Annotated in this window: 14 protein-coding genes and 1 riboswitch; of the genes, 13 read left to right on the top strand and 1 reads right to left on the bottom strand. The window is 54.4% G+C overall.

Going from position 1 to position 14,985, the window contains the following annotated elements; genetic code table 11:
* Nucleotides 1-69: 69 nt before the first annotated feature.
* Nucleotides 70-1,299 carry a molybdopterin-dependent oxidoreductase gene (locus AC6ESO_RS23185; RefSeq protein ID WP_497093466.1) on the top strand — a complete coding sequence of 410 codons (1,230 nt, stop codon included), beginning with the start codon at nt 70-72 and terminating at the stop codon, nt 1,297-1,299.
* Nucleotides 1,300-1,390: 91 nt separating this feature from the next.
* Nucleotides 1,391-2,158 carry a MerR family transcriptional regulator gene (locus AC6ESO_RS23180; protein WP_497093465.1) on the top strand — a complete coding sequence of 256 codons (768 nt, stop codon included), beginning with the start codon at nt 1,391-1,393 and terminating at the stop codon, nt 2,156-2,158.
* Between the two features lie 132 nt (nt 2,159-2,290).
* Here the strand turns inward: AC6ESO_RS23180 and AC6ESO_RS23175 are convergent, their stop codons facing one another.
* Nucleotides 2,291-2,437 (bottom strand): hypothetical protein, encoded by a 147-nt coding sequence (locus AC6ESO_RS23175; RefSeq protein WP_177186699.1) that lies wholly within the window; start codon nt 2,435-2,437, stop codon nt 2,291-2,293.
* A 233-nt stretch (nt 2,438-2,670) separates the two neighbouring features.
* On the opposite strand from AC6ESO_RS23175, the gene ychF reads away from it, so the two are divergent.
* The 11 genes from ychF to AC6ESO_RS23120 all read left to right on the top strand — a co-directional run bounded on the left by ychF (nt 2,671) and on the right by AC6ESO_RS23120 (nt 14,923).
* A complete protein-coding gene (gene ychF, locus AC6ESO_RS23170) occupies nt 2,671-3,771 on the top strand; it encodes a redox-regulated ATPase YchF (protein WP_497093464.1) in 1,101 nt (366 codons plus the stop codon).
* 164 nt (nt 3,772-3,935) lie between these two features.
* Nucleotides 3,936-5,009: a peptide chain release factor 1 gene (prfA, locus tag AC6ESO_RS23165; RefSeq protein ID WP_497093463.1), complete on the top strand. Its 1,074-nt coding sequence runs from the start codon at nt 3,936-3,938 to the stop codon at nt 5,007-5,009.
* 352 nt (nt 5,010-5,361) lie between these two features.
* Nucleotides 5,362-6,453, top strand: a complete 1,092-nt coding sequence (locus AC6ESO_RS23160; protein ID WP_497093462.1) for a N5-glutamine methyltransferase family protein — start codon at nt 5,362-5,364, stop codon at nt 6,451-6,453.
* A gap of 889 nt (nt 6,454-7,342) precedes the next feature.
* Nucleotides 7,343-8,071, top strand: coding sequence for a stage II sporulation protein R (gene spoIIR, locus AC6ESO_RS23155; protein ID WP_497093461.1), 729 nt, complete (start codon nt 7,343-7,345; stop codon nt 8,069-8,071).
* A gap of 88 nt (nt 8,072-8,159) precedes the next feature.
* Complete coding sequence (locus tag AC6ESO_RS23150) at nt 8,160-9,320, top strand: L-threonylcarbamoyladenylate synthase (protein WP_497093460.1); 1,161 nt, start codon at nt 8,160-8,162, stop codon at nt 9,318-9,320.
* A 226-nt stretch (nt 9,321-9,546) separates the two neighbouring features.
* On the top strand, nt 9,547-10,107 hold the full coding sequence (locus AC6ESO_RS23145) for a manganese efflux pump (protein WP_494819381.1): 561 nt from the start codon (nt 9,547-9,549) through the stop codon (nt 10,105-10,107).
* Between the two features lie 111 nt (nt 10,108-10,218).
* Nucleotides 10,219-10,794: a low molecular weight protein arginine phosphatase gene (locus AC6ESO_RS23140; RefSeq protein ID WP_497093459.1), complete on the top strand. Its 576-nt coding sequence runs from the start codon at nt 10,219-10,221 to the stop codon at nt 10,792-10,794.
* 129 nt (nt 10,795-10,923) lie between these two features.
* A riboswitch (ZMP/ZTP riboswitch) is annotated at nt 10,924-11,006 on the top strand.
* A 116-nt stretch (nt 11,007-11,122) separates the two neighbouring features.
* Nucleotides 11,123-11,590, top strand: coding sequence for a ribose 5-phosphate isomerase B (rpiB, locus tag AC6ESO_RS23135; protein ID WP_494819379.1), 468 nt, complete (start codon nt 11,123-11,125; stop codon nt 11,588-11,590).
* 15 nt (nt 11,591-11,605) lie between these two features.
* Entirely contained in the window at nt 11,606-12,214 is a 609-nt protein-coding gene (locus AC6ESO_RS23130; RefSeq protein WP_494819378.1) for a TIGR01440 family protein, read from the top strand.
* A gap of 32 nt (nt 12,215-12,246) precedes the next feature.
* Nucleotides 12,247-13,494: a serine hydroxymethyltransferase gene (glyA, locus tag AC6ESO_RS23125; protein ID WP_494819377.1), complete on the top strand. Its 1,248-nt coding sequence runs from the start codon at nt 12,247-12,249 to the stop codon at nt 13,492-13,494.
* A gap of 637 nt (nt 13,495-14,131) precedes the next feature.
* Nucleotides 14,132-14,923: a sugar phosphate isomerase/epimerase family protein gene (locus tag AC6ESO_RS23120; RefSeq protein WP_497093458.1), complete on the top strand. Its 792-nt coding sequence runs from the start codon at nt 14,132-14,134 to the stop codon at nt 14,921-14,923.
* Nucleotides 14,924-14,985 lie beyond the last annotated feature (62 nt).

Here is a 14,985-nt window from a genome sequence, read left to right as displayed (position 1 = left end):
TGATCCGTTCCCAAGTTTATATACGTCGATATAGGTAGTGAATAAACCGTCAAGGGGGCAGAGTCTTCTATGCAGAAATGGCTCGCGCAGCTTCGCAAAGGCTACGGCAAGAAGCTGGTTAAGCTGCATGCAATAAACGGTTGGATTGTCGTGATTCTGGCACTGACAGGGCTTGTGCTGTTCCAAGGACTGTGGCGCGGTATTCTCGGAGAAGGGCGGGTTATCATCCGCTACGCGCATATTGTGGTCGGCATCGCGTCGCTGCTGCCGGTCGTGTTCTATTTGGCGCTGGCCGCGAAGCACTGGAAACAGCTGAAAGGAAAGACGTGGCAGAAGGCAAACGTCATCATCGTGCTGGGTCTGCTGGTCGGCTGGCTGCTGTCCGGCGTGCTTTTGTGGCAATTCAAGGCGGTTGGTCCGGCATGGTCCGGTAATGCGCTCACCATCCATGATCTGCTGACATGGGCTGGACTTCCCTATATCATCTACCACTCCATCACAAGGCTGAAATGGCTCAAGGAGCCGCATCGCCGCACGATTAAGACCGGACAACTAGGCGAGGGCCTCCATCCGGCAGCCAAACCGGAAGCGGTCATGTCGAGGCGTTCGTTTATTCGAGTCGCGGTAGGAGCGGGTATCGCCGTTGCCATCGGTCCTTCGTTTCTAAAATGGTTCAGCAATCAACTAACGCCAAGCGCGAATCTGGATGATCTGGTCGAGCATGATGCGAATTCGCTCATCCCTGCCCCGCAACCGCTTCCGGCCTCATCGCCGCCGATTGGCGGGGGAAGCCGCGGATCGTACCGTATTTATACCGTGACACCGATTCCGGAGTTCGACAACAGCACCTTTTCCTTCATCGTGGATGGGCTTGTGGAGAAGCGGCTGCAATGGAACTGGGAGCAGTTTGTGGCGCTGAAGCGGGAAGTGCAAGTGAGTGATTTCCACTGCGTGACCGGCTGGTCGGTTCTCGGCAATACGTGGGAAGGCATCAAGCTGATGGATTTCTTGAAGCTGGCAGGGGTTAAACCGTCAGCGAAAACGGTAAAACTGTACTCCGGAGACGGCGTGTATACGGATTCCCTCACACTGGAGCAGGCCGGTATGGATGATGTTATGGTTGCGGTTATGCATGACGGCAAGCCGATTCCGAGCGACCTCGGGGGTCCGGTGCGGCTGATCGTTCCGAAGATGTACGCCTATAAGTCGGTCAAATGGCTGAATCGGATTGAGCTTATCGATGGGAATCATACCGGGTACTGGGAAGAACGCGGCTACGATACGGATGCGTGGGTATAGGGAGTAGCAAACGGGCATTTTAGATTAAAAAATGGGTTTGACATTCACGTTGCGTAAAGGTGTAAAGTGGGTTTGTCGGGAGGTGATGAAGGTGGAATATACCGTTCAGAAGCTGGGCAGGCTCGCGGGAATCAGTACGAGGACATTGCGGTTCTATGACGAAGTAGGCATTCTTAAGCCGGCAAGAATGAACTCTTCGGGCTACCGCATCTATGGTCAGGCCGAGGTCGACAGGCTGCAGCAGATTTTATTTTATCGGGAGCTAGGCGTCAGCTTGGATCGCATTAAAGAGCTTCTGACGGATCCGGCCTTCAATGGCACCGCAGCCTTGATCCAGCATCGGGAACAGCTTCTCGACAGAAGACGGCAGCTTGATGCGCTGATCGCAAACGTAGATCAAACCATCGCTGCGGCTGAAGGGAGAATTTCGATGAGCGATAAACAGAAATTTGAAGGCTTTAAGCAGCGCCTGATTGACGAGAACGAGCAGAAATACGGCAAGGAAGCGCGCGAGAAATACGGCGATGATGCCGTGAACAAATCGAATGCCAAGGTGAAGGGCATGTCGCAGGAAGACCACGACCGCGTAACCCGTCTGGCCGAGGAAGTTAAGGAAACGTTGGCGGAGGCTTTCAAGCAAGGCGATCCGGCGGGCGAGCTCGCGCAGAAGACGGCGGATTTGCACCGGCAATGGCTGAGCTTCTACTGGGCTCAGTACAGCAAGGAAGCCCATGCGAACCTGTCGCAAATGTACGTGGACGACGAGCGGTTCAAGGCGTATTACGACGTGGATCAACCGGGATCGGCTGAGTTTCTGCGAGATGCCATTCATATCTATACAGGCGTAAGTAAGCCTTAGGCGACATGATGGTGGCTGAAGGCATGGCGCAAGACGAACAAGAAAAAGGGTGCCCGCGGATCGGTGACGATCCGGCGGGACACCCTTTTAGCCGTGCCGCTTCTTCGCAGAGGGAGGGTCCGCGAGATCGGCTTACTTATCGGTTTTCTTCTTCACATGGTTGAAGTTGGTGATGGACTTGGCATCTTCGATCGTATCGTTGACGAAGGCCATATCCTGATTTTTGGCGTGCATCTTGGTTGTACCTTTGTAGTTGCCTTTATGGGTTTGGTTTTCCATGTCGGTTCACCTCCGATGGATGGTCGCACACAAGGTAGTATGTTCGGAAGATGGGAGCGGCATGCGGTTGGGGGTAACGTCCGGAAGCCGAACAATTTATCCAGTATTAGCTGATTATCGGGGAAAATCAAACATTTGCAAGCTGGGAATCCGCGGAGTCTCCTTTTTTATTTCCCCCCCTTCATGTATAATGTCATGAGATTGTTTATTACGGAACAGGGGTGTCTTCATACATGGCTTTGAAAGCTGGAATCGTCGGCCTGCCGAACGTAGGTAAATCGACTTTATTTAATGCAATAACGCAAGCGGGCGCGGAATCCGCGAACTATCCGTTCTGTACGATCGATCCGAACGTGGGCGTCGTAGAGGTACCGGATGAGCGTCTTGATAAATTGACGGAGCTTGTTGTGCCTAACAAAACCGTTCCGACTGCTTTTGAATTCATCGATATTGCAGGTATCGTGAAAGGCGCGAGCAAAGGCGAAGGCCTTGGCAACAAATTCCTTGCGCACATCCGCGAGGTTGATGCGATCGTTCACGTGGTTCGCTGCTTCCAAGATGACAACATCACGCACGTATCGGGTAAAGTGGATCCAATCGGCGATATCAACACGATCAACCTGGAGTTGATTTTGGCGGATATCGATTCCGTTGACCGCAAAATCGAGCGTTCCCGCAAAAACCTCAAAGGCGGCGACAAGAAGGTCGTGCAAGAGGTGGAAACACTCGAGCGCGTGAAAGAAGCGTTGTACAACGACCTGCCGGCGCGCAGTCTGGACCTCTCCGAGGATGAGAAAGCGATCATTCGCGATCTTCACCTGCTTACGATGAAACCGGTCTTGTACGCGGCTAACGTTAGCGAAGGCGAAGCGGCAAACTCCGACGGCAACAGCTACGTGGAATTGGTACGCGAATTCGCAAAATCGGAAGGCGCGGAAGTAGTGCCGATCAGCGCGAAAGTGGAATCCGAAATCGCTGAGCTTGAAGGCGAAGACAAAGAGATGTTCCTGGAGGAGCTTGGCCTCACGGAATCCGGCCTGAACCGCTTGATCCGCGCAGCATACAAGCTGCTTGGTCTGTACACTTACTTTACGGCGGGCGTGCAAGAAGTGCGTGCATGGACGATCCGTAAAGGCATGAAGGCGCCGCAAGCTGCCGGCGTTATTCATACCGATTTTGAACGCGGCTTTATCCGTGCAGAAGTGGTTTCCTACGAGGATCTGATGGCGGCAGGCTCCATGAATGCGGCTAAGGAAAAAGGACAGCTTCGCCTGGAGGGTAAAGAATACGTGGTGCAAGACGGCGACGTTATGCATTTCCGTTTCAACGTTTAGCGGTTGAATGGTTGGTTTTAGGGCCCGAAATTCTCGGGTCCTTTTGCTATGCCTTGCGGAAGTCGGCAAATTAACCAGAATTGTCACGTTTATGGTTTGTAGTGCGTTATGTTATACTAAAGGAACAATCAATTGGATTTATTCTAAAGTAGAGGTGAATGACAGTGTTGGACCGTTTACAGGCACTCGCTGACCGGTATGAGAAATTGAGCGAGCTGTTGTGCGATCCGGATGTGGCTAGCGATCCGAAGAAGCTGCGCGACTACTCCAAGGAGCAGTCGGATTTGCAAGCTCCTTATGAGGCATATACGGAATATAAGCAAGTATCCGAGCAGCTTGATGAAGCAAAAGTAATGCAGAACGAGAAGCTTGACGATGAAATGCGCGAAATGGTGAAGATGGAAATCGACGAGCTGAGCTCGCGCCAAGCTGAGCTTGAAGAACATATCCATGTTCTCTTGTTGCCGAAAGACCCGAATGACGACAAAAACGTGATCGTTGAGATCCGCGGCGCTGCCGGCGGCGACGAAGCGGCTTTGTTCGCATCGGATTTGTACCGCATGTATATGAAATTTGCGGATACCCAAGGCTGGCGCGTGGAGCTGCTTGAATTCAGCGAAAGCGATCTTGGCGGCTTCAAAGAGGTTATCTTCATGGTAACCGGCAAAGGCGCCTACAGTAAGTTGAAATTCGAAAGCGGCGCGCACCGCGTACAGCGGATTCCGGTAACGGAGTCAGGCGGCCGAATTCACACATCGACATCAACGGTTGCCGTTATGCCGGAGGTTGAAGAGGTCGAGATCGAAATTCTCGATAAGGATATTCGGATCGATACCTTCTGTTCCAGCGGTGCAGGCGGTCAGTCCGTTAATACAACCAAATCCGCGGTGCGTGTGCTTCACGTTCCGACGGGCATCATGGCTCAGTGTCAGGATGGTAAATCGCAGAACGAGAACAAAGCGAAAGCTCTTCAAGTTCTACGTGCACGGATCTCGGATATCCGCCGCCAAGAAGAAGAAGCCAAATATGCCGGCGAACGCAAAAGCAAAGTCGGCACAGGCGACCGCAGCGAGCGGATTCGGACGTACAACTACCCGCAAAGCCGGGTAACCGATCACCGTATCGGCCTTACGCTGCACAAACTCGACTCCGTGTTGAACGGGGATATGGAAGAGATCATCAATGCGCTGACATTGACGGCTCAGACAGAACTGATGGAACGCGAGAACTTGGTGTAAGAGCGCGTTGAAGAGTAATCTCAGAGCGCAATCATAGTTAGGAATGACGGGAGCGGCCTTGGCTGCTCCCGTTTGTGTAGCCTGGATATTGTCGCTGGGGTTAGCGGCAGCGACTTCTTGGGCGTGAGCGTGATGATGAATTAATGAGAATTAATAATCAAATCTGTACATGGTTCCACTTCGGCAATGGCTGTGCTAAGGCTTATGTTAATACCGTCAAGTGCAAAATCCTGAGGGATGGTTAAACGTGTAGGATGCAGAGTGATTAGAAGTCGCAGCGTGCAGACTGGTCTGAGTTTGAGGATAGGGAGTGTTTGTTGTGGAGGTAAATGGTCAGGCTGGAGGCGGGGAGTTGCTTACGATAGGGGAAGTTTGTGTAAATGCGACGAAGATGCTTGAAGCTCGCGGTATCAGCGAACCTCGCAATAACGCGGAGCTGCTGCTGCTGCATGTGCTCGGAATGGAGCGGGCCGCGCTGATCCGCGATTGGCGAGACCCTTTTCCGCAGCAGCACACCGCTGAATGGGAAGCGCTGCTTGCCCGCAAAGCAGCCGGCGAACCGGTGCAGTATTTGATCGGCGAGCAGTGGTTCTATGGTCTGCCTTATCAGGTCACACCGGCGGTGCTCATCCCGCGCCCCGAGACGGAGCTGCTCGTTGAAGCTGTGCTGGAAGCAGCGGATAAGCTATGGCCGGGGGCTGTGGGCGAGGGGCAAGGTGAAGACGCAGAAGCGAGTGTGGCGAGTAGCGGCGAAGCGTTAGGCGAGGGCGTGCCAGCGAGTGGTGACGAGGCGGTAAGTGAAGTCGCAGAAGCGAGTAGCGAAGAAGCGGTAATTGAAGGCGCTACAGCAAGTAATGTGAGTGGCGATGCTGCGCATCGAGAGCGTACGGGGCCGACGGTGGTTGATGTCGGCACCGGCAGTGGCGCCATTGGCGTGACGCTGGCCACGCTGCGTCCGCGGTGGCGCGTATGCGCGTCCGATTTGTCGCCGGACGCGCTGGCTGTCGCCCGCGCGAACGCGGAGCGCCATGGCGCAGCCGCGCGCATGACGTTCGTGCAGGGCGACCTGCTCGGGCCGTTCGCGCAGCCGCGGCCCGGGGAGCACAACGATGCGCCAGGCAGCGTAGCCGGCCTGCGCATCGACGTGCTGGTCTCGAACCCGCCGTATATTCCGGCGGGGGATATTGCCGGCTTGCAGCCGGAAGTGCGCGACCACGAGCCGCGCCTCGCCCTCGATGGCGGCGATGACGGCCTGACGCCGTATCGGCGCATGGCAGAGCAGCTGCTGCAGCTGTCTTCGATGCCGCGCATCGTCGGCTTTGAGCTTGGCATGGGCCAGGCCGAAGCCGTTGCCGACCTGCTCCGCGGCATCGGCGCATGGCGCGAAGTGCGCATCATCCCCGATTACGCGGGGATTGACCGCCATGTGCTGGCGGTGGAATAGCGATCATCCGTGCATCGGGAGCTGAGAGTGCAGAAATCAAACTTTCAGCAGCGAAATGGCATCAAAAAGATGGTGAGAGTTCGGAAATGGAACTCTCCGCACCGCAATCAGCAGAATATAGCGTGCATCGGGAGCTGAGAGTGCAGAAATCAAACTCTCAGCAGTGAAATGGCACCAAAAGCTGCTGAGAGTTCCAAAATCGCACTCTCACCATCAGGATCAGCGGAATGCAGCTTGTATTGTGAATTGAGAGTGCGAAAAATAAACTTTCAGTAGCGAAATAGTGAGAAATAGAGCCTGAGAGTTCGGAAATCGAACTCTCAGGTTTTTTGTTGACCGGGTTAAAGCTTGGGGCGGAAGCCGAGTGGCTGCAAACTCCACGAAACTCTGCTTATTAGCGGATATACCGCTAAAAACGATCACACTAGCGATAGCTACTCTCTTTAGCGGCTATTCCGCTTATGGTTGCTCGAACCCATCGAAAGTGGCACGCAATCGCCAACTATCCTCGCAATAAGCGGATATACCGCTAAAAACGATCAAACTAGCTTATATCTACTTTCTTTAGCGGCTATTCCGCTTACAGTTGCTCGAACCCATCGAAAGTGGCACTTAATCGCCAACTATCCTCGCAATAAGCGGATATACCGCTAAAACGAGCCAAACTAGCTGAATTCTACTTTCTTTAGCGGCTATTCCGCTAACAAAGCCGCACCACCGCTTCGATTAGTCGAGGCGCACCATGAGTTGCCTTTTTCTTTTACTCTACGAAACTCTTTTTAAGTGGATTGATAGGTTTAGAGAGCCGCCGCGAGGGACATAATGGGGATATGATCGTTCCGGAACGCAAGCCGATGCACCGACGGGTGCCAAAAAGGAGCTTGTCGTTATGATTCGCACTTATTCCCGTTTTCCTTATCGTCCTATTTATGGGTATGTCCTTCTTATCGCTGCAGTACTGCTTATGAGCTGGGAAAGTCAACGAGCCGATGCGTCTATTGCCGGCGGCAGCATTCCTTCCGAATCTATCCGTCTGCGCATTCTAGCGAATTCGGATCATGCGTCCGATCAAGCGGTGAAACGCGAGGTTCGTGATGCCATCGTAGCGGAAATGAACAACTGGGTGGCTGGACCGCAAACGATCGAAGAAGCACGCAACACCATCCGCTATCATATGAGCGATATCGAAGGTATTATTGCTACTAAACTTAGCGCGCGCGGTTTTCACTATGGATTCAAAGCGGAACTCGGCAACGTGCCGTTTCCAACTAAAATATATGGTACTCAAGTATATCCTGCCGGTAATTACGAAGCGCTTCGCATCACGCTTGGTGCCGGTGCCGGACAAAACTGGTGGTGCGTGCTGTTCCCACCCCTCTGCTTCGTGGATGCAGTGAGCGGGGAAGCGTCAACTCCGGCGGTGGCTGCAACGGCAAGCGTGAGTGCAAAAGCAGACAACAACGCTCAAGCAACCTCAGCTGTAGCAGATGCGCCTGCCAAAGATAAAGCTTCTGATCAAAATGTTCAAGCGGGTGAAGTCAAACAGCCGGAAGTGAAATTTTTTCTGTGGGAAGTCATCAAGTCGATTATTAGTTTCTTCCGCAGCCTTTTCAGCTAATCACACACTAAGCTCAGTCGCGCACTCCGCGATTGGGCTTTTATTGTATAGTGGGGGGTTTGGATGGTGTCCAGCGGCGTATGGTATAATGGGGCAAAACAAAGCAGAAGCTGGGGATACGACATTGACCATCCATCTACGAAAAACATTACTGTGGGAAGTGGATAGCCACCACCCGCGCGAAAGTGAACTTGATGAGGCTGCTGCCTTGCTGCGTGAAGGCGGTACCGTTGCTTTTCCGACAGAAACGGTCTACGGGCTAGGTGCGGATGCGAGGAGCACGGCGGCGGTTGAACGGATTTTTGAGGCAAAAGGGCGCCCTTCCGACAATCCGCTAATCGTTCATATCTCCGATCGCAAGCAGCTGGAAGAGCTGACGCTTCCGCTGGAAGGAGAGTCATCCATGCTTGCCGGGAGGCTCATGGATCGGTTCTGGCCGGGGCCGCTAACGATTGTGCTGCCGGTGAAGCCGGGGGCCGTATCGCCGCGGGTAACGGCGGGACTTGCTACAGTCGCGGTGCGGATGCCTGCCCATCCTGTGGCGCTGCAGCTTATTGCTGCTTCTGGCTGCCCGCTGGCGGCACCTAGCGCGAATCGATCCGGTCGGCCAAGTCCGACACTGGCCTCACATGTGCGCGATGACCTTAGCGGCCTAATCGACGGTATTGTCGACGGCGGTGCCGCTGGGGTAGGTCTTGAATCGACCGTTGTGGAGGTTGACAGCGATCTTGTGCGCATTTTGCGCCCCGGCGGCGTGACGGCCGAAGCGCTGCGCGAGGTTGCGGCGCGGGTCGATTACGACGCCGTGGCTGCGCCTGGCGCCGGCATAGCCGCCTCTGCGCCTGCGGCGGCGGGAGCTCCCGCGGCGGAAACGCATGCGCCGCGCTCGCCGGGCATGAAATACGCGCATTACGCCCCACAGGGGCTGATGCACTTGGTCAAAGGCGACGCTGACGCCGTCTCCGCCTATATTGAGGCGGAAGTCGGCGCAGCGAAAGCGCGCGGCGAGCGCACAGGCGTGCTCGCCTTTGCCGAGCATGCTGCTCGGTACGACGCCGACTGCGTGCTCGTCGTCGGCAGCCTGGCGCAGCTGGAAACGGCTGCGCACGGCCTCTACAACGCGCTGCGCGAGTTCGACAACCGCGGCGTACAGCGCATTTGGGCCGAGACCTGCTCGGAGCAGGGTATCGGCCACGCGCTCATGAATCGCTTATCCAAAGCGGCCGGTCACGCAGTGGTCCACGTCTAGCGACAAGGTTTCCGGCCGCGCGCCAAGCACCGCTGCGCTAGTTCGCCGCGAACCTGCTCGCCGCGCGCCAATCGGCGTAGCCTTGCTCGCTCCGCGCCCCAAGCGCCACCACGCCCTTGCTCTCGAAAACTAGCGCGCAGGCGCCCAGCTCCCCGCCTCCACGGGTCATCTTTCCCATCTTGTCCGCATATGCTTACTCAGAGGTTGCGGACAAGGAGAGGATGAAATGGTTGAGGCGGGCATGCATGCCGGACAATTGCTGACGCTGCTGATTATCGCTATGGCACTGGGGATGGATGCTTTTTCGCTGGGTGTCGGCATCGGGCTCAAAGGCATTCGGCTGATGGATATAGCAAAGCTTAGCGCGATCATTGCGCTTTTTCACACGATTATGCCGCTCATGGGCATCTTTACGGGCAAATATGTCAGTACGCTGCTTGGCGGCGTTGCGACGACTGCGGCTGGTGCGCTGCTGCTCCTCCTCGGCGGGCATATGATTTATAGCTCGCTGCGCGGCGATGCCGTGGAGTCGATCGATTACCGCAGCTCGTGGGGGATGCTATTGTTCGCACTCGGCGTGAGCATCGACTCTTTTTCCGTCGGGATCTCTCTTGGCATGTTCGATACGGACATGCTGCTGACGGTACTGCTGTTCGGCGTTGCCGGCGGGATGATGTCCGTATTTGGGCTGCTGCTCGGCCGTAAAGTGGGTACAAGTCTCGGCGGCTACGGGGAAGCGTGCGGCGGCGTGATCCTATTCACATTCGGATTGCTGTTCCTGTTCTAACAGATCAGCAACATATGCCCTTTATCTTTTATCAATAACAATAACAATTTCAATTTCATAACCTATAGATCAATCACCAAACCCACACCTACGAAAAGGAGTGTATCAATCGTGAAACGGATTCTATTCGTGTGCACCGGCAATACATGCCGTTCACCAATGGCTGAAGCGCTGCTTCGGGCGATGTCCCAGCAAAGGGGCATGCAGCTCGATATTCGTTCCGCAGGCGTGTCCACGATCGATGGACTGCCTGTTTCCAATCATGCGCGTACGGCGCTGTCCAAACGCGATATTGCGCATAACGGCACCTCAAAAGCGCTGGAAGGCGGCTCGATTGCGTGGGCTGATCTTATTTTGACAATGACCGCCAGCCATAAGAGGCAGCTGCTGCAGCATTTTCCGGCTGCCGTGGACAAGACGCATACGCTGCTCGAGTTCGTGAACACGGATCCCAAAGTACTGGCTGACATCGCGGAGCTGGAGGGGCTTTATTCGAGCTGGCAGATCAAGCAAGCGCTTGGTCAGCCGATGACGGCGCAGGAGCGGTCAAGGCTGCTTCAGCTGGAGCAGCAGATCCCAAGCTTCGATGTAGCGGATCCTTTCGGCGGTTCGCTGGCGGTTTATGAGCAGAGCGCGACCCAAATCGAAGCCGCATTAAATCGACTTCTTGATCGCCTGAACGGATAAGAAGTAGAGGGATCGCAGTAATTTTCTTGCTCTTCACCTCTCCCTTTGCCAAAGGATGGCAAGCGCCGTTTCTTCCGGCAACGATTGATTTTGACACTAAAATCCGTTATGATAAAAGCAACTAAAGACGGTTTCCGATGTAACTGGCGACGAAAGTGGGTTAAACCACGGTGGAGCATCGGATCATACGGCCGGTCGCCTGGGCAAAGAGCAGCGTGCGTAAGCATGCTTGCTCTTTTTTCGTCTTTTTCGGCGAAATCAGGTATACTAATGCCATTGTGAATCGACAATTTCCGCCATGTGCGGTCTTATTGGGAGGAAAATGGATATGAAAATCGCCATCGGCGCAGACCACGCGGGCTACCGCTTGAAAGATGAGCTAGTTCCGTTTATCAAATCGCTTGGTCACGACATTGAGGACGTAGGCTGCGATTGCGATCAATCCGTAGACTACCCGGATTATGCACTTCCGGTTGCTGAGCTTGTAGCGCAAGGCAAGGCAGAACGCGGCATTCTCATTTGCGGCACGGGAATCGGCATGTCCATCGCGGCTAACAAAGTCAAAGGCATTCGCTGCGCGCTGGTGCACGATATGTTCTCGGCTAAAGCAACCCGCGAGCACAACGACACCAACGTGCTGGCAATGGGCGAGCGCGTCATTGGCCCGGGCGTAGCCCAAGAGATTATCCGGATTTGGCTTGAGACACCGTTCTCCAATGGCGAGCGTCATATCGGCCGCGTGAGCAAAGTGATGAAGCTTGAAGCACAATACGCCGATGCGGCGAAATCCGAGTAAGGGGCGTATCCAGTGATGAGCGACCACGGAATAAGCAACATGGACTCGGCACAGCTGACCAAGGATGTAGAAACCGTAGTCCGCGAGCTGGCAGCCGCGTCGGGCATTCGTCAGGGACAGCTGCTTGTAATCGGCGTGTCGACCAGCGAGGTGCTCGGCGAGCGGATCGGTACATCAGGCACGCTGGAAACGGCAGCCGCGATCTACGCGGGGGTCGAGAAGGTACGGCAAGAATTGCAGTTTTATCCCGTTTATCAGTGCTGTGAACATCTGAACAGGGCACTCGTGATGGAACGGGAAGCCGCTGAACGATACGGCCTAGACCTTGTTTCGGCGGTCCCTGTGCGTAAAGCCGGCGGCTCGATGGCAGCCTACGCGTTCCAAACGCTGCAGGATGCTGTGCTGACCGAGACGGTTCAGGCACATGCGGGCATCGATATCGGCGACACCTTCATCGGCATGCATTTGAAGCGTGTTGCGGTGCCGGTGCGACCAACGATTCGAGCAATCGGATCCGCGCATTTGACGATGGCTTATACCCGTCCGAAGCTAATTGGCGGGGAACGTGCGGTTTACACGCGAGAAGCGGCAGGTCCGGCAACGGATGCCGGCACATGCGACTAATATACTTATTATCTTGAGGAGGACTCATCAACATGGAAAACCTACGTAAACAAGATCCCGAAATCATGAAAGCCCTTGGCCTTGAGCTGCAGCGCCAACGTGACAACATCGAACTGATCGCATCCGAGAACATCGTTTCCGAAGCGGTATTGGAAGCAATGGGTACGGTGCTGACGAACAAATACGCGGAAGGCTACCCGGGCAAACGTTACTACGGCGGCTGTGAGCATGTCGATATCGCGGAAGATATCGCACGCAACCGCGCCAAAGAATTGTTCGGTGCTGAGCACGCGAACGTGCAGCCTCACTCCGGCGCACAAGCAAACATGGCTGTTTACCTAGCGGCGCTAAACCCGGGCGACACGGTTCTTGGTATGAACCTGGCGCATGGCGGTCACTTGACGCACGGCAGCCCGGTTAATGCTTCAGGTCTTCTGTACAACTTCGTAGCTTACGGCGTTAACGAGAACACTTTTACAATCGACTATGCAGAAGTACGCAAACTGGCGTTCAAACACCGTCCGCGCATGATCGTTGCAGGCGCATCGGCTTACCCGCGCATCATCGATTTCGAAGAGCTTGGCCGCATTGCTAATGACGTAGGCGCATTGCTCTTCGTTGACATGGCGCATATCGCAGGCCTTGTAGCTGCCGGCTTGCACCCGAGCCCGGTTCCACATGCTCACTTTGTAACAACAACTACGCACAAAACGCTTCGCGGTCCTCGCGGCGGTATGATCCTTTGCCGCAAAGCATGGGCGCAAGCGATTGATAAAGCAGTATTCCCGGGCTCCCAAGGCGGACCTCTGATGCACATTATCGCGGCTAAAGCAGTAGCTTTCGGCGAAGCGCTTCAGCCTTCGTTCAAAGAATACGGCAAGAACGTTGTCGACAACGCTAAGGCGCTCGCTGACGGTTTGATCGAAAGAGGCATCAACATCGTTTCCGGCGGTACGGACAACCACTTGATGCTGATCGACCTTCGCAACCTGAACATCACAGGTAAAGACGCGGAGCACGTACTCGATTCCGTACAAATCACAGTCAACAAAAACGCGATTCCATTCGATCCAACCAGTCCTTTCATCACTAGCGGTATCCGTATCGGTACGCCAGCAGCGACTTCGCGCGGCATGGGCGTAGACGCAATGGCTACAATCGCAGAAGTCATCGCAATGACGCTTAAGAATCCGAAAGACGAGTCCGTTCTGGAAAAAGCACGCGGTATGGTAAGCGACCTTATGTCGCAATACCCGCTTTACCCGGGCATGACTTACTAAGCAGAAAATCAAAAAAAGGTGGCAAAGGGTTCCTCCCTATGCCGCCTTTTTTTTGCATTCCGCAGCATGCTACGGACGGATTCTCAACTCTAACGAACCATAGAGGTCTTATTTCGCCCAAATCACGCCAGTTAAAATTCTAACGAACCCTACAGGCGCTATTTAGCAAAAATCATGCTTCGTACCTCCATTTTTGGCTAAATAAGCTCCCTGTGGTTCGTTAGAATTTTTGACGAGCCCATTTCCACGAAATAAGGCCTGTACGGTTCGTTAGCGAGTATCCACAGCAGCAAGCCGACCCGCTGCCGACAGCACCATCATACGAAGTCGCATTACTGCTGCCTTACCGGCGGACACACCATCTCTCCTTATCGCTACCCACATATCCCGCCTCTCATGGTCGCATCAGTCACCGTCCGCAGTTCACGCCTCGCAGTCTCCCGATCCCATCAGCCGCTACCCGCTCTCCCGCAATGCACCGCCGCCCATACGAATCGCTCACTTCTGTCACTTACCGCTTGTCGATAAATTTATGTTGCAATCGCTTTCTTGCTGGATATATAGTGGTAGTGCGAGCCAACCGAAACGTTTCGGGGATGTGTCATAATAGGATGAAGACGAAGGAGTCGAACCGAATATGAAACTTGGAATTATTGCAGATTATCGTGCTGAAAGCTTCGATTATGCGGCCAATCTCGGCTTGGCCTTTTTAGAGTTTTGCGTCAATGTGGACATTCCGGCTTCTGCTTTCACGAACCTTGTGCCAGAGCTGAAAGCCGCAAGTGAGCGGACTGGCGTTGCGGTTGCTTCCATCGGACGTTGGGGCCCTGATCGCATCAATAAAGATGGCAGTATCAACGAAGAGGAGTTGCAGGCAGCGCAGGCGCTGATCGACGCATGCCAAGAGCTTGGCTGTCCGGTATTTGTGGGCGGCTGTAACTACATCGAAGAGCTTTCCTACTACGATAACATCACGGCGGCGATTAACTACTTTACCGTTCTGATTGAATATGGCAAAACGCGCGGCATCTCCATTGCGACATATAACTGCCATTGGAACAATTACATCGTGGACGAAGCGGCATGGAAGCTTATTCACGGCCATTTGCCTGAGCTTGGCATCAAGTACGATCCGTCCCATGCTCGTTACGCAGGGCAAGATTATTTGAAAGAAATCGTGAACTGGGGCTCGCGCATCAAGCATATCCACATCAAAGGCTCCGTCATCATTGACGGCAAACGCTTCGACGATCCGCCGGCTGGCATGGATCAAACCGATTGGGGCACGTTCATGTCCATCCTTTATGGAGTCGGCTACCAAGGCGGGTTGAGCATCGAGCCGCATTCCCACACGTGGACGGGAGAGCTTGGGGACAAAGGCGTTCGGTACACAATCGACTACTTTAACCGTCTGCTGCTTCGCGGTTAATTATGAAGATGGCAATAGGGCGAGCCAATCCCTTATGCCATCTTTTTTCTTGTGTCTATGGC

The organism is Paenibacillus rhizoryzae (assembly GCF_059686995.1).
This window is presented reverse-complemented; position numbering and strand designations above follow the sequence as displayed.